Consider the following 20011-nt stretch of genomic DNA (forward strand, 5'->3'; position numbering starts at 1 on the left):
GATGGTGAAGTGGTATGGAGTGTTGCCTACAAGAGTTATGGCAATATTGCTCTGGCCCATGAAAATCAGATAGAGCAACCTATTCGCTTGCTGGGAAGATCGAATAATTATCGGTATGCCCCTAATCCGGTTAGATGGATAGATCCCTATGGACTCTCTTGCAAAGAGGGTTTCGCAGTAATAAAAATGTATAAAGAGGGAGCTCAAGTACACTTTATTGTTGAAGTGCACCACAATGAAAATATCATGATAACAGAGCAGCAAAGCCTAGGTAACTTTGGAAGGCCAGCAGAAATTGTAGGTGAAGATTTCTCAGTAATGTTGGGAATGGAACCTGAAAAAATAATAACCATTAAGTTGCCTGATGCCCAGGCCGCAATTGAATGTCAGAAAAGTCGAGCGGGAACGCCTGATGGGGGCGTATTTTGTGGAAAATAATAGTTGTCTTACACATGTTTTTGCTGCTCTAAAGGCTGGAGGTAAAGAAGATGCTGCAAATAACTCTAGGAGTCTAACAGCGGGTAAATGTCTGGAAAATTGAAAATAGGGTGGGTAAATTTTGAGTAAAATAGATGATTTGATAAGAATGGGAGAGAAACTAGTTGAAAAATTTAGTGAGAGAGTAGGGTAAAAAAAGGGGAGATATTTATGGCGGAAAGCAGTGGTTTTGATATGTGAAATATTGTTGGGTTATTTGTGCGCCAAGCCAGTTGAAATAGGTAAGGTTTTACTTTTGGTTGACATTTTTCAAAAAAATGGGTTAAACAAATCGTCGGTAGTTTCTTATTGGTGCAGACAAATAGCTGAGTGCTTGTTACAAGAAAAAACTAAATCTAGGGCTATCGAAAAATGAAAAGCATGCAGTTACAATCTTGGAGGCTACAGAGGGTAAGTGATTAAAAGTATTGATAATGTTGTAACTTTTTTGAATGACTCCGAATTACTTTGCTATAACCCAGTGTTAACGGCACAGAAATATCTGTCGCTATGAGAATATTCAAAACTTTGGATCACAAAACTGCGATAGGCTGATGTATTTCTCCAAACGGTCGAGAAAGTCGATCGCCAACTGTGATAATGTCAGATTCTAACTTTGAATCGGGTGCACCCAGTGTTCAGAGGCTTTTAATATATCAGCGTAAAGAAACTTCAGTAAGTTATTCTCACTGGTAAAGCCACCCTTGTTCTTGGTCAACTTGCGGTACAGCTGATGTACGGCCAACGCTGTATTGGTAGTGTAGATTAGAGTTCAGAAATATTCTGGGTATTTAAAATAGGCCGAGAGAGTTAACCATTTGCTGCGTCACGATTTTATCACCATCGGATATTTGTCATCGCGCTTAATAGGAGCTTCTGATTCCAAGAGAGCCACTCAGTGATTAGCTTTAAGTAATGTCGGTATGGTGTAGGGTTAAGTCTTCCATTTATTGAATGAACTTAACTACAATAGAGCTGATGCCTATGAAAAGGCAGATAAGACTCAGATTTTTTCAATGAAAGGAGGAAAATAGATACCGTAAACTGCGATAGGAATACGATGTCAGCGGCCGCGGATTAGCAAGGCTTACCCATAAGTACGATGCGGCTGGTAACCATATCATCACTACCTTGTCCGATGGTGAAGTACTCAGCTTAGCCTTCAACCCCGCCGGAAAATTTCAAAGTATGCAATGCCGTTTAGCAGAAGGTGATATCGATCGATAGATCTTCTGAATCATCCACGAGAAGCAGGGCAGGGAAACTGAACGTCATAACGGCAATGGACTGGTTGGCCGCTGGGATTAGGGTCCCCAAGGACAGCTGCAATAACTTCGGCTGGACAAAGCTAATAGTGGGAGCCAGAGCCCGGTCCAAGCCATGGTAAAGGAGGAGGTTAGCTGACCCCTGGCTGGGTAATTTTTTAGAAGCGACAGCTGCCAGGCTAAGGGTGATTTTTAAAGTTGTTTTGGTTGGTTGCTTTTTGTTCTATTGTCTAAATCTGAGGCATACTCAAATTCCATTCTGGATAGTGCTTCGTTTGCATATTTATTAGCTGCCTCCATATTGCCGATTTTTTCCTCATCCAGTCCTAAATTATAGTATGGCCATGCAAAATTTGGATCAATGGTTATCGCTTGCCTGTAATAAAAAATTGCTTTTTTGGTCTGACCTAATATGGATAGCGTCACACCCGTATGATTTACCAGAAAGGCTTTTCTATTTTTGGGGCAGTTATCACTTGCTTTCACCAAGTGTAATTCAACTTGTGTAGGATCACCATTTACCGAGGCAATCATGCCTCTTGCAAAACTTGCTCTCCAATTTTGTATGTTATCTAATAAGTGTGCCGCTTGTCGCGGCCCTTTTAGGTAGAGTAGGAACAGGGCCTGTAGGGATCTGGCATCTTCATTTTTTGGGTTTATCGAAAGTGTCTTTAGGATCCAAATGTAACCTTTTAGTAGGGTGGTTTTCTTATAAGACAGCCCACCTAGGTAAGCATCTTGAAAGTATGCTTCTGCTATACATATTAAAGCTCTTTCGTCTTTCGAATTTTTCGTTAATAAGTAGTGTGAAATTTTCTTAGAGTTTTCCAGAAGATATTTCTCACCTTGGAATTGGTTTAAATTTTCTTCAGACTCTTCAATGGTTCCTTTTGATATATTCTTTTTGCTTGTATCAAGCAGGTTCGCTATTTTTGACAGTATGTATATAAAGTTCAATGTGGAATCTCTTTTCTATAGTTCCAATAAGGTTGTGTGTTGGGTTGTTATTGTGTGTGAGATTTTGGTTTCTTATGTATGGTGTTGAAAGACTATTTACCTGTAAGTGTTTGTTGTTATTAGATTCTATATGAATGATATTTATAAGGGTAGTGAGTGTTGGTTACATAATATTTCACGTCAGGATTCTATCTCTTAATATGCCACGAAATATGCGGACCTTAATGAGGTCATATGAGCTGTTTGATTGATGAGCGGGTGACCTCCGAAGACTTTTCATGGATTTATCTTTTATATTGTACTGGGCTCCGGAAGCAGTTACATAGGTGGCTGTGGAGATGAACATTGCAAGGAGAGAAATGATTTAGGCGGAGAAATTCCAAGCTCTAGAGGCATTGGTGTTAAGCGACATTTAGATTGAATTTTAGTTGGTGGTCATAAATAATCATGTGAAGGTTCTAACTTGCCAGTTTTCATAACGTGTAGTATTACCTAAAAATCATTCTGTTATTGCTTGCTCAAATATTCTGTCATGCACGATAGTGACGCTTTATAGGTAGAATATTAAATAATCCAACTGATAATTAAATGGCTTGCTATTCCATACATGGCTAAAAGGCTAAGGGTCATAAAAATGCTTCGAAAATTAGTACTTCCTACAAGATAGGAAATAGTATGACCGAATCTGCAGAGGGCGAACCCCATAAGCCAAAGAAAGGTAGCCGCTATAGATGGAGTGGTCAGTATAAATGGAAGTGCAAGTGCTATGAAAAAGCAAGTATTTTCCGTCAAATTACGATGAGCGTTATGGTTTCGTTGTAACTCTTGGATTCCATCTTTAGAAATGTCTTTCCCGCTGAAGCCACGTTCATGCAACTCTTCTGGAGTGGCGTACATCCTAAATTTAACTCTCGTTATCTCTGTGGTTGTCATTAATAAGCTGTGATTAATTGTTAAGACTAAGGCTGAAAGTATTGAGATATGTAGATGCCATTCTGTGGGTAGGCTAATTTGGAGACTGTCAATATTAATGAAGGTTAGATTTATCAATGTGGAAAAGATGAGTATAGCGAAAGGGTAGACAATAATGATATTAATGTATTTCTTTTGTTTTGTGTCCAGTTTCATCGATTGAGAAGTTCCATGTTCACATTGTATTGTTGATAGTTTGGGCATGGCATGTATATCCAGTTACTTAGCTGTGTAAGATTGATGTGTACTTTTGGTCTTAGATGTTGTGCGCGCTGATGTTTACATTTATGGGTGTCTTGTGGGACCCTTTCAGGGTTGACTTCAGTTTAGTAGTTGCTGCGACTAATAGTTCTTTCAAAATAATCTAATGGTTAGAGTTTCTGATATAACCATAATTCGGTAGATCTGTGTTAATGGTTTATTTGTTATTGTCTTGAAGTGATTTCTCTTGTAACTAATTTTCACGTCAGTAATTTATTTTTTGATGCATTATTTCTTAGTGCGAAAAGTATTTTTTTAATTCTATCGTTGTCTTGTTGTTGAACCTCCCGCCCAACAAAAGAAACTGATGTCATTATCTCAACTTTGGGAATTGGTACTGTTGACATAAGTCATGCTTAGCGTGGAAGGTTGATGCGGTTTTATGGGGTGTTCAATTTAATAATAAAGTTAAGGTTCAGGTTATGAGAAAGGCTGCTCGATCGATTTCAATAAAGGCTACTTTATCACTATGTCTACTGACATCCTCTGCTATTGGGGTTGCACAAAGTATTATTGACACAGAGAATACTGCAAAGTTTAAGCACTGCGGCACTAAGCATCCTACCATTCAAGAAGCGGCACTAAAGGAGCAGCATTTTACTTCACTGCGTAGTAAATCAGCCAGTATTGATGGTGGTCACAGACTACGTCCAGCTGGCTCAGTCACTGTTGATGTTTACTTTCATGTAATTACTGATACCTCTAATAATGGTGCGCTCTCTAATAGTGAAATAAATGCACAAATGGCGGTATTAAATTCTGCCTATGCAAATACTCCATTCACTTTTAATTTGGCCTCTACATCGGTTACTGCCAATAATGCTTGGTACAACGTGGGGTATGACTCTTCTGCCGAGCAGGCTATGAAGAATTCCTTGCGTGTTGGTGGTGCTGGAGATCTTAATATTTATGTGGCGAATATCAGTGATGGTCTACTGGGGTGGGCTACTTTTCCAAGTAGCTATTCCTCCGATCCACTGGATGATGGGGTCGTAATATTGACCGGTTCCGTGCCCGGCGGAGATGCCGCACCTTACAATGAAGGCGATACCTTGACTCATGAGGTTGGTCACTGGCTGGGTCTGTACCATACTTTCCAAGGCGGTTGTTTTGGTCGAGGCGACTATGTAGCCGATACGCCGGCGGAAAGATCGCCGGCCTATGGATGCCCTGTAGGTCGAGATTCCTGTACCTGGGGTAGGAATGCGGAAGGACAAGACCCGGTTACTAACTTTATGGATTATACCGACGATAGCTGCATGTATGAATTCTCTGACGGGCAGGCTACCCGTGCAGATGAACAAAGCAGTACTTATCGCGGTTTATAAAGATTGCTTGGGGGGCTTGCCCCCCAACATGACATAGTATGACTTATGAAAATAATCCTCTATTCTACTCTCTTCTATGTTTTGAGTTTCGCGAGTGCGACCGAGTTAACTGCACAGCGACTGGCTGTTCCAGACTTTGTGACCTGCGATAGAAATAAATTGACTTCTTGGCAGGGGGAAGTAACGAAACTAAGGCAATCAGATAATGGGATTGAATTGGGTATTGCTACTGATTACGGTACGAGTGAATCTTTGAAACTCACTATGCCTAGTTGGCAAGATACTCTTGGGCAGTTTCGTTTGCAGGGGCAAGTGTTCCAGGCTGGTGACTGGGAAAAAATAGTGGATCCGCGAGGTAGTCTCAAGCCTAGGGTGCGTGCCGTAATTTGGTTGTGCGAGATTGAAGGGTATCCGCCAATTATTAATTGGCAGCCCCCGCTCTAGTGTTGGGTAATATGTCTTATAAAAAATCAGCATACTCTTAGTCTGAAATTTTTATTAATTTGGAACTTTCCTTGGCGCCTGATTCTTTAGTGAAAGGTTGCCCTGAGAGTTTTATGTGAGTTCAAAGTCTGTGCCTGGATCTTTCGCTTTTGGCTGGGGTTTTATCTCTTGTTTTTTGTTTGAAATAAATGGAAAGAAGATAGATCTTATTTCTATATGTTGCCATTTTTTTCAGAGGATTGCTTAACTTGTTGATGTGGTGGCCAATTGATATCTTTCTTCTGGCGCTGCTTTGGGGTTTTTAAGCTTTCCCCCAAAAAAATTATTAGGGTTGAGAGTTTTTGTTTCTGGGCTTTACGTTAGTGTTTTCATCTGTTGAGGCTTATAATTTAGGTGATTAGTTTCTGTTGTATTTAAATAATTGCCTACATGGTGTGGCATTCAATGTTGAATCCAAGTTTTTCCGGTTTGCTATCCGTCTTTTTTGGGGGGGTGTGACATGATCTTGAATATGAACTTCACGGAAGCACCATGAAGTTATCTGGAAAGTTTGCTGTGGTCATTTGTGCTGGTGCTGGTGCTGGTGCTGGTGAAGCAATGGCTGTTGAGCTGGCCAATAAGAATATAGTTGGTACTGTCTGGATATAATTGTGATTATCTTGAGGCTACTGAATAATTAATTTTAGATCGCGTGACTAAGTGTGTTTGTGTTCAAGTGGGTGTGTCCAAGTTTGTGGGCGTTCAATATATTTTCAGAGATTGCTGTTGAGTGCTTTGGTTGAGTGCACTTGTTGTGTAATGCGCTGGTGTTGCATTAATCTTAACCATATAGAGGGCACCTAAAATGAAGATTGGCAATGGATATTGTCATTTAATTTATAGGGGGGTGATCTGCGGAGTTCATATTTTTTTACCAGGTATGGAAAAGTAGGTAGAGGGTTATATCTTACCTGTGGCATCGGAATCCGGTCTATATAGGATGGATTTTTAGGTGCTTACAACGTTTCTAAATTTGGTGGTGTAGGTCTTATGCAGAGCTTGGGACGTGAGTTCGTTTGAGAGGGGCACCTGTAACAATCTCGGTATTCTGCCCCGGAGCGATCAAAACCAATAGGCTCGATGCTACTCGTGATCAGCCGATTGAGATACGAAGAAAAGATACAAAGAACGAGACAATCCGTGATGTAAAGAAAAAAATGCGGAAGCTGTTATTTAGGGTGTGGCCCCTAACGAAGCGGTGAAGATAATGATTGAAGGGATTGAAAAAACCAGTTCTGGATCTTTTCTCACCCTTATGTTCCTAAAACTGCTCTTCGTCAGACGGAGGTCATGGTGAAGAGTTGTTCGCTTATTGAACTTTAAGATGTTAGGAAAAATATTTAATTTTCCAGGGGTCAGTCCTTTGGTATCCCCTGATCTAAAAATCCAGAATCCACTCCAAACCAAAAGCTACCATCCTTGCTGTCAAAATACATATGCCGAATATTTCCCCCACTGGGAACGGGTGTCTGACTAATGAATTTTTCTGTTTTTATATCAAAGGCGAAGATGATATTGGGAATTTTTCCGGTGTCTGCGATCCAGAGTCGCCCTCTGTTGTCCAGTGCGGTTCCATAGGGGCGAGGGTTTTCTGTGGGGAGTTTCCATTCTTTGAAATCTTTTGTAGAGGGCGTATATCTGCCGAGATAACCTTCCGGATAGTCTACATACCAGATATTGTTCGATGGATCGATTTCCAGCCTGCGAGGACGGGCGTTTGGCCGGGGAATCGAGATTTCATTTACCACCATTGTTTTGGGGTCTACCCAAGCTAGTTTGTTCGTGCCAAATAGGGCCACCCAAGGGCGATTTTGCGAGTCTACCTTGATGCCATAAGGGCGCGAGTTGGCCGTTTGTGGTGTGGCAATTTTGACCTGACCGCTGTCTACATCCAAAAGGCCTATGCGGTTGCTTTGCTGGGCTGTAAACCAGATATTATCCTGGCGATTGAAGACGAGTGTATGTGGATCGTTGACGCCTTTGGGCATTGGGTACTGGTGTATCTTTCCGGTTTCTGGGTCCAAGCGCCCAATATGGGCGTTGCGATTTCCCGCATACCAAACCTGCCCCTGCTTACTCACTATAAGATTGTGAGGGTGGGTCCCCTCGGGCACTTCAAACTGTTTAAACTGTTCCGCAGTTGGGGTAAACCTAGCTATATAGTTGCCGGCCTGGCCGCAAAACCAGACTCGTTGTTTGTTATCCACGTAGGGATCTCTGGGCAACCCCTGCCAAGGTACTTTCCATTCTCTTAGAGTGAGTTTGTTTGGCAAGCCGCCTTCTTGGGCCGCAGTGTATATCGGTGCTGATAAGTAGAAAATAGTGCAAATAATGGATTGGAACGTCAAGCTGAGCAGTTTTGAGTGGATACGCATTTACCGACTCCGGTAGCTAGGTTTGTCCACAATTGGGAAGAATTTTATGCCACAGCATAGAATATTGTGTGGCCTATGCCTCGATTAGAGCATAGATAATAAAAGCAAGGTTAACTATTGACTGGCTTCGGCATCAGGATATCGATTGAATACGTCTAAATTTCCGTGTAACTAAGAGGCGCCAGGTACCTGGCTAGTGATACGGTGTCAAATCAATAGAACACTCGTTCTGAATCTCTAGAAGAGCCTGAAATCTTTGGCCTGTGGGTATTCTATTTTGTAAAGAAATTTTAGTTCTCAACAACCTCATGAGGTGATTACTTAATAGTACTTCACTATCAAAGTGCACTAAATCTACACCTCAATGTGGTTTAGCGTATGTGGTATGGCGTATATTGTCGCTCTCTATGTAGGAGTCCCGCTATGTTAGAACGTTTCCGCCGGCCAGAGATTCTGCTGTTGGTTCTTGCAGCTTCAATGCCGCTCTCCTTTTCCGTTTGGAATACCCTATTAAATAATTTTGTGGTAGCCAAGGCCTCATTTACCGGGGCGGATATTGGTCTGTTGCAGAGTGTGCGGGAAATCCCCGGTTTCCTCGCCTTTACGGTGATATTTGTCTTGTTATTAATTCGTGAACAGCGATTGGCGCTTCTCTCATTAGTGGCGACTGGGGTGGGTGTAATGCTGACTGGGTTCTTTCCGTCACTTACGGGGCTGTTACTTACTACGCTGTTAATGTCCATAGGCTTTCATTTCTATGAAACCCTGCAAACATCACTCGCTTTACAATGGTTCCCTAAAAAAAACTCCGCTATTTGGATGGGGCGTATGGCTGCAGCAGGGTCCTTTACTGCTTTATTGGCTTACGGGTTGGTTTGGGGGTTGATGAATTTGGCTAATCTGGACTATACCTGGGTTTATCTCATTGGTGGTGGCACTACGGTGGTCATTGCTCTTATAGCTTGGATTTTATTTCCCCAGTTTCCCCAACCCCATAGCCAGCGCAAGCAATTGGTACTGCGTAAGCGCTATTGGCTTTATTACGCATTGACAATGATGAGTGGTGCACGCCGACAAATTTTTATTGTCTTTGCCGGTTTTCTGATGGTAGAAAAGTTTGGCTATAGCGTGGGGGAAATTGCTGCGCTCTATACTGCTAACCACCTGCTCAATTTATACATAGCACCTAAGATTGGACAATTTATTGTGCGCTTTGGGGAGCGTCGCATTCTAACCTTGGAATATGTCGGTTTGGTTCTGGTTTTTACTGGTTATGCTCTGGTAGAAAGCGCGATGCTGGCGGCGGTGCTCTATATTATTGATCACCTGTTCTTCTCTATGGCAATTGCTATCAAAACCTATTTCCAGAAGATTGTCGATGATCGAGATATTGCCTCATCCGCTGGGGTCAGCTTTACCATTAATCATATCGCAGCGGTAGTTATACCGGTTCTGTTCGGTCTGCTTTGGCTCACATCTCCAGCCATGGTGTTCTTTGCAGGATCTTTGATGGCTTTGGTCTCCCTTGGCTTGGCCCAATTAGTGCCGGAGCAACCTGGACCAGGCAATGAATCGCGCCTGGGGCAGGGGATGGCTGCAATTTAGCCGCGCCCTAATAATTCTTGATCAGGACTTTTAATAATAAATAGGAATTCTATATGCGTGTAGCTCTCTTGATAATTATATTTACTTTGCCGCTAAGTGCATTAGTGAATTCAGAGGCAATTTCTGTTGGTGAATATCATATTGAATATGAGGTCAAAGGTTCTGGTGAGGCCACTTTGTTTCTCGAAGCAGGTGGTTCGGCCGGGATGCAAGATTGGGACTCTATTTATGATGACTTGGTGAAGTATGCACGAGTAATACGTTATTCTCGTGTCGGCAATGGAAAATCAACGGCCATTAAGAAACATTTTAGCTCTGAGGATTATGCTCAAGGGGCCAAGGCTTTATTGGAGGTTTTGGGGGTTAAAGGGAAAGTTACTTATATTGCGCATTCCTATGGTGCTCATGTAGCCCGAACTTTTGCCGCGCAATACCCTGAAAAAATCGCAGCTTTAATGCTGATAGAGCCGTCTTCTGAGCATGATGTGGATATTATGCGATCACTGAATTTGGAGTTGGCCGAAAAGCAGATTGCTCAGGTAAAACTGGATGATATGAAGAACGGTATGTCGAATCAGTATCTGGATTTTTGGTCTAAACGCCCGTTGTCTGACTACCCAAAAATTCCCGATATCCCCGTTACGGTAATTGCCTCAATTAAAAAGTATGACAATCCTCCTCTTCTTTTCTTTACTGATGAAGCCCGGGATATGTGGGGGGAGTTACATTCAAATTGGGCCAAAGCGTTTCCGCGAGGTAAAGCTGTTTTAACTGAGAAAAGCTATCACTATCCTCAAAATGATGAGCCCGAGATGATAGTGAAAGAGGTACTAGCGCTGATTTCCAGAGGTTACAAATAGCGGATAAGGACAAATAGGGAGCAAACAAGGACATTTCATGCTTCTGGTTTCGACAAATAGTCGCTTTGTAAAGATAGTCTACATTGACCATTTTTTCTAAATGCATATGATGGAAGCCCTAACAAACATAGGGTTTTTGTTGTGCTTAAAAAGATTGTATTGGCCTTTGCAATTTCTGCTTCCTCCATCAGCTCTGTATATGCAGATAATGTAGGTGAGGTATCAGAAAATTTATCGGATGCAGAAAAGTTATATGGTTTATCCCTCTATTGGAAAGAGGTTAGCTATAACTTCGCTTTCTTCGATCAGGTTCCTGAACTTGATTTTAATGTAAAGTACCAGGAGTTTATCCCGCGGGTTTTGGCTACAGAAAATACGTATGAATATTATCGTGAACTAAAGCGGCTAAATGCATTTCTGCAGGATGGTCACACCAGCATTTATTACCCTAAGGGGCTCTCAGCCCAGTACTTGGATTGGCCAGCTGTTCACCTGGCTGAGGCTGGGCATCAAGCGATAGTCACAGGGGTTGAGAAGGGGTTGGAGCTAGAAATCCCACCGGGCTCAATTATTGTTGCGGTAAATGGACAGGATTTACAGGCTTATTTAAAGGAGCGGGTAATCCCCTATATCGCCAGCTCGACCCAGCATATTCTTTGGGATACAGCGGTTCGGGATGCTCTAGATGGCAAGCCGGATACCATGGCGGAATTCACTATTGAGACTCCGGATGGCAAGATGAAAGAGGTTCAGGTTAATCGGGATGCCCGTAGCAGGGAGATCGAATATACCTCTATTAAGCAGCCTGCTTCCAATGGAGAACTGCTCGAATTTAAGTGGTTAGGTGGCGATATCGCCTATGTGGCTTTAAATGGCTTCCATGATAAAGAGATCGTTAAGCATTTTCAGTCTCACTATGGTGAGATCAGCAAATCCAAAGGCCTGATTATTGATCTGCGTTTTAATGGGGGCGGCAGTACTACTAATGCTGGAGAAATTATCTCCTACCTGGCCAACCGGAACTTGCCAGGCTCTATTTGGAAATCGCCCAAGCATGTGGCTGCCTACAAGGCCTTGGGGGCAATTGCTGATCAATTCGAAGAATTTGAGGAGTATCGACCCTATGCAGAGGGTACTTCCTGGGAATTCAGCGAAGATTCTTCAGATGTACTTAAGGCCAAACTGGAAAGCAACCATATAGTACCCACTTATGTGCTTATTGGCCGAAATACGGCTTCCGCAGCTGAAGATTTTTTGGTGTATGCAGATTCTCTCGAGCACTTTACAACCGTTGGTGAGCCGACATATGGCAGCACCGGCCAGCCAATTTTTGTAGATCTCCCTGGGGGGGGGGCTTTCAGGGTGTGCACCAAGCGGGATACATACCCCGATGGGCTGGAGTTCGTCGGCTATGGTATTAAGCCGGATATCTTGGTCGAAAGTACCCTGGCTACTGTGCGTTCTAATGAGGATGAGGTGCTCGACAGGGCGCTGAGAGAGCTTCAGGCCAAGCTTTGACTCACCTCCGGTATGAGCTGGCTGGTGGCTATTGATACGGTTAGCCGGCTGAGTTCTTTCTATGTTTATGGGGAGTTACTTTGCTGTTATTGGGGATTGGGGTTCTTGAGTTGAGTGCTCAGATTTAGTGTGCTTCAGAGGTTGTGCATGCACTCGTAGCAGGAGTTTTGTACAGAAATTGCCAGCTATTTGGTTATTTCCCGTTTCGGTACGATACCTGAGATCATAACCGGTACTATTGTCTTGAAAGTTATCTTTATAATCGACGAGTTTTTGCATTAAGGTGCTTACAACAGGCTTTGTTTGCCTGTTGGCTCGCTTCGCTGTTTAATGCGGGCTTTGGTTTTCGGCGGCTAGAGGAAAGCGCTTGTCATCGTGTATAAGCCAATAAAGTGGTACGTTAGGGTATCTCTGAAAATTAAGTAACTATAAAAGTAGCTAGGAGTTGTACTTATGGCACAGATCAAAGCTTTGGATAAAAAGGCACATGCCAACCTGAAACTCACCCAGGACATCACCTTTGACCATGTAAGCGGCAACCACATTTTGCCGTTGGTGGTTCAGGAGATTGTACAGGCGGCCCAGAGCTATCCGATCCTGTTCGTCAAAGACCAGAACACCGATCAATTCAAAGTGGTTGCCCTCACAGGCCTGCGTCCCGGCGAAAACCTGTTCTCGGGTGCTGAGGGCTGGAACGGCAGCTACGTACCTCTGCAGGTTCGTACCTACCCATTCGTACTGGTTAAGAACCCGGAAAATACTGATCAAGCGGTACTTTGCGTCGATGAAGATTCCAAGATGCTGAGTGAATCTGAAGGTGAGGCGCTGTTCGATGGAGAGGGTGAGCAGACCGATTACCTGAAAAATCGTGCTCAGGCTGTAGTGGAAACCGCCCAACGCGTGTCTGTTACCGAGCAGTTTATCGAGTTCCTGGTTTCTAAGGATCTGTTGGTTCAGAAGAAGCTGACGCTTCGCGTAAACGAAGATGACAAGCCCTACGACCTGACCGGTTTCTTTGTGATTGACGAAGAAAAGCTCAACAACCTGCCCGATGAAGACTTCCTGGAGCTGCGTAAACGCGGAGCCCTGCCGGCTATCTACGCCTCTATGATGTCTTCTATGCAGGTTCAAAATCTGATCCGTAGAAAGCGCCTGAACTGATCTTGTAGTGCCCGGTAACTGCGGTTGCCGGGCCATCCGCCCACACTCTTTTTCGCGATGTAGTTATCAGCAGTCATTGTTCCGCCTTGATCCCACCTTATACTCGTACCACTATTAGCTCCTCTGACGTTTTAGTTCGCGAATAATAAGATGAAATACCTAGCGCAGCGTTCTCTCCGTTACTGGTTTGCCTGGTTGTTACTGTTTTACGGGGTTTGGCTGTTCATTGTCTTACAGGGTAATAACTTGGCCCTGGCACTGGAACATTGGTCCATGGCGCTGGCTATGGCCATCGGCAGTTACGCTGCGGGCTCCACCCCGATGGGGGGCGGTACCGTTGGATTTCCCGTATTGGTCCTCCTGTTTGATATGCCGGCCAGTCTCGGCCGTGATTTTAGTTTTGCGGTGCAGTCCATCGGCATGGTCAGTGCCAGCTTGTTTATCCTTGGTCGCCGGCAAGCCCTGGCTTGGTCGATGTTGCGGGGCGCATTACTGGGCTCTCTACTGGCTATCCCTGCGGGCATATTGTTATTCGCGCCGCTGATTGCAGAACTCTGGGTGAAATTGTCCTTCGCGGTACTCTGGGGCAGCTTTGGTATTTTTCATTTGTACCGGCTTACAGAGATCACCGATTGTGCGCACAAAGGCGATCCCCAGTGCCCGACAGATTTTCGTGTGGGGCTGTTACTCGGCGCCTTTGCCGGGTTTTGTGTGGTTTCTGTCACTGGGGTTGGTGTGGATATGCTGGTATATGCAGCGCTGGTCCTGTTGAGCCGTGTGGACTTAAAGGTAGCCATTCCCACCTCGGTGGTGATTATGGCCTTTTGCTCGGTACTCGGTGTGCTCGTGAAGTCACTGGCTGGGGACTGGCAGCCGGGGGTCTTCGGCAACTGGTTGGCGGCAGCACCGGTGGTGGCCCTGGGCGCACCGCTGGGCGTTTTTGTGGTGAGTCTGCTGGGCCGCAAGCCCACACTGCTGATCGTGGCTCTTTTGTGCGTTGTACAGCTTGTGTGGACTTGTGTGTCAGAGCGGCAGGCGCTGGGCGGTATAGGTGGCCCCCTGGTGCTATCTGCGCTGGTGCTGTGTTTATTAGGGTTTGAGTGGTTGCGTGCGTTGGGTTTGCGCCGTGAGCGCCGTCGAGGAGAGCATCTGCAGCAGACGGACGTGCTGCGATCAAACCGGGACGGTAAAGCGGTTGCAGGAGACATGGTGATGGCGCAGGGCGTCGAATAGGTGCGCTGGATAGCTGGCGTTGTGCGATAGAGCGCTGCGCTTGCTTGTGGGCGAATAAACAAGATAATTTTTTGAGTGCTGCCCTGAATCGGGCCTGCGGGATAAATTCTGGAAAATGGCTGGGGCGGAAGGATTCGAACCTTCGCATGACGGGATCAAAACCCGCTGCCTTACCGCTTGGCTACGCCCCATTTTCAAGATTCACAAAGAATAGTCTCTGTGATCAGAAATGGTAGCAAGGGGGAGACTCGAACTCCCGACCTCAGCATTATGAGTGCTGCGCTCTAACCGGCTGAGCTACCTTGCCATTTCTTTTGTTGCCTCGGCCTTACCGAGGGCGCGCATTATTAATCGATGGGCCGGGTGTGTCAACACCTTTTCTGTATTCTTTTCAGTTAGTTAGCGATTTTTTCATCTGGACCCAGGGCGTGCTTGGAGCGGCGCCCGGAGCGAATAGCGGCAAGAGCTGAACCCAGGACTACGGCGCCCGCGCCGGCCCAGCTGATCCAGTTGAGTGGCTCTGCGGCAATATAGTCTGGCCAGATGTTGCTGATCAAGGCACCGAACAGCAGGGTGATCACTGGCACCAGTGACAGTGTGGCGCTGACACTGGATGCCTCCCAATGCGCAAGGGCTTTGCTGAAGGCGCCATAGGCGATAAGGGTGTTGGCGGTAAGAAACGCCAGTAGAGCCCACTCCAGCCAGCCCAGGTGGGCAACGTCCAGTGGATCGGCCATGGGCAGGAAGCACAGTGTGCCGGCGATATAAATCAATACCAGCAGGTCCTGAGGCGTGGCGCGGGCGAGAATTTTTTTCTGAAAGAAACCGTAGACCGCCCAGGAAACGGCGGCTATGAGGATAAAGCCGAGCCCAAGCAGGTAGTCGCTGTCCACGCCGCTAACCAGTTCATCCAGGCGCTGGTTAAAAAACAACAGCAGGCCGATCACCACGAGCGCTACACCGCTCCACTGGCGTGGCGAAAAGCGCTCTCCCAACCACAGCACGCTCGAGGTTAACAACAGTAAAGGAGCCAGTTGGATAACAATCTGTGCGGCGCCAGGGGTTATGTAGTTGAGACCGCTGGCGTAGGTGAGATAGTTAAGTAGCAGCCCGGCCACAGCGAGCAGAGTGAACAGTAGCAATCCGCGACTGAACAGCGCTCTGAGCTTTAGCTGTCGAGCCTGGCCGTAGTAGAGCCCCGCAAGCAGTGCTGCGCCAGCAAAGCGATACCAAGTGGCGGTTTCCGGGCTGATATGCTTCAGAAGCCCTTTGAGGGCAATGGGCAGGGCTGCCCACATAAAGACTGTTATCAGTGCCAGAGGCAGTCCGATCTTCCAGTTTGATTGCGCCATAAGTTTTGCGTCGCAGGGAGCACCTCCCCGGGGTGGGGAGGTGCAATGTCGGGGAGGGGGCTTAGAGGTCTTAGACGTTGAAGCGGAAGTGAATTACATCGCCATCGGCGACAATGTAGTCCTTGCCTTCCAGGCGCCATTTTCCGGCCTCTTTGGCCCCGGCTTCACCATTGTTGCTGACGAAATCGTTGTAGCTAACCACTTCGGCGCGAATAAAGCCTTTTTCAAAGTCGGTGTGGATTTTACCGGCTGCATTCGGGGCGGTTGCACCCAGAGGAATCGTCCAGGCGCGCACCTCTTTGACTCCGGCGGTGAAGTAGGTGTGCAGGCCCAGCAACTGATAGCCGGCACGGATTACCCGGTTCAGGCCCGGCTCTTCCATGCCCAATTCTTCCAGAAATTCCTGTTTTTCGTCGTCATCCAGCTCTGCGATCTCGGCTTCGAGCTTGTTACAGATGGGCACCAGTACCGCGTTTTCTTCGGCGGCGATAGCGGCGACGGCATCCAGGTGCGGGTTGTTCTCAAAGCCGTCTTCATCCACGTTGGCGATGTACATGGTGGGCTTGATAGTAAGCAGGCTCAGTTCACGCAGATCCGCAAGCTCATCTTCTGAAAGGTCGAGGGAGCGCAGCGGCTTGGCTTCGTCGAGATGCGGCTGAATTTTCTCCAAGAGCGCCTTCATCTTGATGGCGTGTTTATCCTGCCCCTTGGCGGCGCGGGTAAAGCGCTGTAGGGCCTTTTCCACGGTGTCCAGGTCGGCCAGGGCCAGCTCGGTGTTGATCACCTCGATATCGGCCACTGGGTGAACCTGGTTGGCGACATGGATAACGTTGTCGTCTTCGAAGCAGCGCACTACGTGAGCGATGGCATCAGTTTCGCGGATATTGGCGAGAAATTTGTTGCCCAGGCCCTCACCCTTGGAGGCGCCCGCAACCAGCCCTGCGATATCGGTGAATTCCATGGTGGTTGGAATCACTTTTTGAGGCTGAACGATCTCCGTCAGCTTGTCGAGGCGGGGGTCCGGCACTGGCACTACGCCGGCATTGGGTTCGATGGTGCAGAAGGGGAAGTTCTCTGCGTCGATTCCCGCCTTGGTCAGCGCGTTGAAAAGGGTGGATTTGCCCACGTTAGGCAGGCCGACAATACCGCAAGTAAAACCCATGGTGATAATTTTCCGTTTGCCTGAGGCGCGAAGAGCGCGCTCTGCTAATTGCGTTTGAAGTCCGGTAGCGATTGCGCTGGCGGGAGTCTGGGCGGGCCGGATAGCGCGGCCACCGAATAATCCGGGCCAGCCGAAAAAATACCGGCAATTTGGCGCAGCACACTATCAGTATTTCCGGGCCAAAAGGCAAGCCGGCCGGGGGGATCTACTTGTTGGTGTGCAGCGTTTTCATGGCTGAGCTCCAGTCGCCGCCGGCGGCGCTGGGCAGTACGTCGATCGCGAGATCGATCGCGTCAGCCAGTGTTTCCTGTTCCGCTCTGGGAGCCCGCTGTAGAACAAAGCGGGAGACTTCACTGGCGCTGCCGGGGTGGCCAATGCCAAGTCGCAGGCGCATAAAGTCGCGGTTGTTGCCCAGGGCAGCAATGATGTCCCGCAGGCCGTTGTGCCCGCCGTGTCCGCCGCCAGCTTTCAGGCGCGCGATACCCGGGGCCAGGTCCAGCTCATCGTGAGCGACCAGGATAGCTTGCGGTGGGATCTTGAAGAAGTTCGCCAGTGGGCCGACAGATTGGCCACTGCGATTCATATAAGTGGTGGGGATCAGCAGCCGTATATCCTGGCTGCCGATCCGCACACGGCCAGTAAGGCCGTGATATTTGCTGTCTAGGCTGAGCTGGGTGCCGTGTTGGCGGGCCAGCTCGACAACAAAGTCGGCACCGGCGTTGTGCCGCGTCCGGTCGTACTCCGGCCCGGGGTTTCCCAGGCCGACGATCAACTGAATCGGGGTATCCGGTGCCGCAGCCAAGGCGATTACTCTTCGCCTTCGCCAGCTTCGGCTTCAGCTTCCACGGCGCCGCGAGGCTTGTGGATAGAAGCTACAACCAGGTTGTGGTCTTCACCGTGGCTCAGGTCCGCAGATTCAACACCTTCCGGCAGTTTCAGGTCGGAGATGTGCAGGATCGCGTCCAATTCCAGGTCGGCCAGGTCCACTTCGATGAACTCGGGCAGCTTGCCGGCAGGAGCGTTAACTTCCAGCTCGGTCAGGGTGTGGGAAACGATGCCGCCGGCCTTAACGCCTTTGCAGTTTTCTTCGTTGAGGAAGTGCAGCGGCACTTTCACGTGGACCTTGGTGGTGGCGGATACACGCTGGAAATCGATGTGCAGCAGCTGTTGCTTGGCGGGGTGACGCTGTAGGTCGCGCAGGATCACTTTCTCTTCTTTGCCGTCAACATCGACAGTCAGCATGGAGGAGAAGAAAGCTTCGTTTTCCAGGGTTTTGAACAGGTCTTTCTGCAGAACAGAGATAGAAGTTGGCTCTGCTTCACCACCGTAGATGATGCCGGGTACACGGCCTTCCAGGCGACGCAGGCGGCGGCTCGCACCTTTCCCTTCATCGCTGCGGGCAATGGCGTTCAGTTTGATATCAGACATAGGTTAAACCTCGGGTTGTCTGTCCAGAGAGACCTGCGACCGGACCGCTCTGGCGTTTCAGTAAATTGGGCTTTTGGCCCAAAAGTAATTGCCCGGCAGTACCGGGCGGGCGCGTATTCTACGGGAATCGGACCTAAACGCAAAGCGCCCCGGCGGAGCGGGGCACTTTTGATCGCTGCTAGAGAGCGCCTCCGGTGAGGCTCTAGCGGAACATTGCGGAGAGGGATTCCTCGTTGCTGATACGACGCATGGATTCGGCCAGCATCGCAGCTAGGGTTAGCTGGCGAATTTTCGGGGCTTTTTCCATTTTGTCGAGCAGCGGGATGGAGTCGGTGACGACCAGCTCATCCAGTACGGAGTTATTCAGGTTGCTGATCGCATTGCCCGACAGAACCGGGTGGGTACAGTAGGCCACTACTTTCTCGGCGCCGTGCTCTTTTAGGGCGTTGGCGGCGTTGCACAGGGTGCCGGCGGTGTCGACCATATCGTCTACCAGCAGGCAGGTGCGGCCGCTAACTTCACCGATGATGTTCATCACTTCGGCGACATTGGCCGCGGGGCGGCGTTTGTCAATGATGGCCAGGTCGCAGTCGAGGCTCTTGGCCACGGCACGGGCGCGCACAACACCACCGATATCCGGGGATACCACCACCATGTTCTGGTACTTCTGGCGCTCGATATCGTCGAGCAGTACGGAAGAGCCGTAAACGTTATCCACAGGCACGTCGAAGAAGCCCTGGATCTGCTCCGCGTGCAGGTCGACGGTCAGTACGCGGTCGATACCCACGCTTACCATCATGTCGGCCACCACCTTCGCGGAGATCGGCACGCGCTGGGATCTTACTCGACGGTCCTGGCGGGCGTAGCCAAAGTAGGGTACCACTGCGGTAACGCGGCCGGCGGAGGCGCGGCGCAGGGCATCTACCAATAGAATTAGCTCCATCAGGTTGCGGTTGGTGGGCTGGCAGGTGGATTGCACGACGAACACGTCGCGGCCGCGTACGTTATCGGTAATTTCAACTGCAATCTCGCCGTCGGAGAAGCGTTTGACCGTGGCTTCGCCCATGGGGATCGCCATATGGTCGACAACCTTCTGCGCCAGTTCCGGGTTTGCGTTGCCGGTAAAGACCATTAAGTCAGCCACTGCGAGTTCCTTTAATTCTGTCTTGAAGTGATTTGAAGTGTAGATGCCGGCAATATTTGCTAGCAGTTAGGATGCGATAGCACCACTTTTATAGTGGGGGACAAAGTGGGTGGCGAAGCGTAAAAATACGCAGGCCGTCCCAGGTCACCCAGGTGGTGGTTACTTTGGCGTTCGCAGAGCCTCCGGGTCGCCGACAAGCGCTTGTAAGCTAGACTGCCTTCGACATTGTTTTTGTGGATTCGGGGATAGGCTTTTTGCAGCCCGTTACGAATGGCCATGGCCGGCTGGGTCAGTGTCGACTGAAACATGTCGGAACCGGTTTTTTTGCTGGTGCCACTGCGTAAAAAGAAAATGGCTGGGGCGGAAGGATTCGAACCTTCGCATGACGGGATCAAAACCCGCTGCCTTACCGCTTGGCTACGCCCCAGTA

The 20011-nt window shown here is 47.9% G+C and carries 16 protein-coding genes, 3 tRNA genes and 1 pseudogene; 8 read left to right on the forward strand and 12 right to left on the reverse strand.

Translation table 11 applies throughout. The features are described from left to right. A partial coding sequence (locus Q1A69_RS05675) for a hypothetical protein (RefSeq protein WP_299582403.1) occupies positions 1–438 on the forward strand: 438 nt, incomplete at its 5' end. A 559-nt stretch (positions 439–997) separates the two neighbouring features. Here the strand turns inward: Q1A69_RS05675 and Q1A69_RS05680 are convergent. The 3 genes and pseudogenes from Q1A69_RS05680 to Q1A69_RS20345 all read right to left on the reverse strand — a co-directional run. Further along, a pseudogene (locus Q1A69_RS05680) lies at positions 998–1333 on the reverse strand (transposase); the annotation flags it as partial. 601 nt (positions 1334–1934) lie between these two features. Beyond that, the gene (locus tag Q1A69_RS05685) at positions 1935–2699 is read right to left on the reverse strand and encodes a tetratricopeptide repeat protein (RefSeq protein WP_299582406.1); all 765 of its coding nucleotides are present in this window, start codon (positions 2697–2699) and stop codon (positions 1935–1937) included. A 564-nt stretch (positions 2700–3263) separates the two neighbouring features. Next, complete coding sequence (locus Q1A69_RS20345) at positions 3264–3875, reverse strand: MAPEG family protein (protein ID WP_366525552.1); 612 nt, start codon at positions 3873–3875, stop codon at positions 3264–3266. A 479-nt stretch (positions 3876–4354) separates the two neighbouring features. Between Q1A69_RS20345 and Q1A69_RS05690 the strand changes: the two genes are divergently transcribed. Both Q1A69_RS05690 and Q1A69_RS05695 read left to right on the forward strand, forming a co-directional pair. Beyond that, on the forward strand, positions 4355–5260 hold the full coding sequence (locus Q1A69_RS05690; protein WP_299582408.1) for a zinc metalloprotease: 906 nt from the start codon (positions 4355–4357) through the stop codon (positions 5258–5260). Between the two features lie 45 nt (positions 5261–5305). After that, positions 5306–5704 (forward strand): hypothetical protein, encoded by a 399-nt coding sequence (locus Q1A69_RS05695; RefSeq protein WP_299582411.1) that lies wholly within the window; start codon positions 5306–5308, stop codon positions 5702–5704. Positions 5705–7098: 1394 nt separating this feature from the next. On the opposite strand, the gene Q1A69_RS05700 is transcribed toward Q1A69_RS05695, so the two are convergent. Continuing rightward, positions 7099–7731: a hypothetical protein gene (locus Q1A69_RS05700; RefSeq protein WP_299582414.1), complete on the reverse strand. Its 633-nt coding sequence runs from the start codon at positions 7729–7731 to the stop codon at positions 7099–7101. 810 nt (positions 7732–8541) lie between these two features. Here Q1A69_RS05700 and Q1A69_RS05705 point away from each other — a divergent pair. The 5 genes from Q1A69_RS05705 (at position 8542) to Q1A69_RS05725 (ending at position 14495) form a co-directional block, all read left to right on the forward strand. Further along, positions 8542–9723 (forward strand): MFS transporter, encoded by a 1182-nt coding sequence (locus tag Q1A69_RS05705; RefSeq protein WP_299582417.1) that lies wholly within the window; start codon positions 8542–8544, stop codon positions 9721–9723. 53 nt (positions 9724–9776) lie between these two features. Beyond that, the gene (locus Q1A69_RS05710) at positions 9777–10583 is read left to right on the forward strand and encodes an alpha/beta hydrolase (RefSeq protein ID WP_299582420.1); all 807 of its coding nucleotides are present in this window, start codon (positions 9777–9779) and stop codon (positions 10581–10583) included. A 141-nt stretch (positions 10584–10724) separates the two neighbouring features. Continuing rightward, positions 10725–12101 (forward strand): S41 family peptidase, encoded by a 1377-nt coding sequence (locus tag Q1A69_RS05715; protein ID WP_299582423.1) that lies wholly within the window; start codon positions 10725–10727, stop codon positions 12099–12101. Between the two features lie 453 nt (positions 12102–12554). Then, a complete protein-coding gene (locus Q1A69_RS05720) occupies positions 12555–13262 on the forward strand; it encodes a SapC family protein (protein WP_299582426.1) in 708 nt (235 codons plus the stop codon). A gap of 150 nt (positions 13263–13412) precedes the next feature. Next, positions 13413–14495: a sulfite exporter TauE/SafE family protein gene (locus Q1A69_RS05725; protein ID WP_299582430.1), complete on the forward strand. Its 1083-nt coding sequence runs from the start codon at positions 13413–13415 to the stop codon at positions 14493–14495. Between the two features lie 116 nt (positions 14496–14611). On the opposite strand, the gene Q1A69_RS05730 is transcribed toward Q1A69_RS05725, so the two are convergent. The 8 genes from Q1A69_RS05730 to Q1A69_RS05765 form a co-directional block, all read right to left on the reverse strand. Next, a tRNA-Gln gene (locus Q1A69_RS05730) sits at positions 14612–14686 on the reverse strand. Between the two features lie 39 nt (positions 14687–14725). Further along, positions 14726–14802: transfer RNA gene (locus tag Q1A69_RS05735), tRNA-Met, on the reverse strand. 88 nt (positions 14803–14890) lie between these two features. Continuing rightward, the gene (locus Q1A69_RS05740) at positions 14891–15847 is read right to left on the reverse strand and encodes a DMT family transporter (protein WP_299582433.1); all 957 of its coding nucleotides are present in this window, start codon (positions 15845–15847) and stop codon (positions 14891–14893) included. 70 nt (positions 15848–15917) lie between these two features. Continuing rightward, positions 15918–17009 carry a redox-regulated ATPase YchF gene (gene ychF, locus Q1A69_RS05745; RefSeq protein ID WP_299582436.1) on the reverse strand — a complete coding sequence of 364 codons (1092 nt, stop codon included), beginning with the start codon at positions 17007–17009 and terminating at the stop codon, positions 15918–15920. A 205-nt stretch (positions 17010–17214) separates the two neighbouring features. Next, on the reverse strand, positions 17215–17811 hold the full coding sequence (gene pth, locus Q1A69_RS05750; protein ID WP_299582439.1) for an aminoacyl-tRNA hydrolase: 597 nt from the start codon (positions 17809–17811) through the stop codon (positions 17215–17217). 5 nt (positions 17812–17816) lie between these two features. Continuing rightward, a complete protein-coding gene (locus Q1A69_RS05755) occupies positions 17817–18437 on the reverse strand; it encodes a 50S ribosomal protein L25/general stress protein Ctc (RefSeq protein ID WP_299582442.1) in 621 nt (206 codons plus the stop codon). Positions 18438–18639: 202 nt separating this feature from the next. Then, a complete protein-coding gene (locus Q1A69_RS05760) occupies positions 18640–19569 on the reverse strand; it encodes a ribose-phosphate pyrophosphokinase (RefSeq protein WP_299582749.1) in 930 nt (309 codons plus the stop codon). Between the two features lie 364 nt (positions 19570–19933). Continuing rightward, positions 19934–20008, reverse strand: a tRNA-Gln gene (locus Q1A69_RS05765). Positions 20009–20011 lie beyond the last annotated feature (3 nt).

It is taken from the genome of uncultured Microbulbifer sp., assembly GCF_947498635.1.
Classification (GTDB): Bacteria; Pseudomonadota; Gammaproteobacteria; order Pseudomonadales; family Cellvibrionaceae; genus Microbulbifer; species Microbulbifer echini.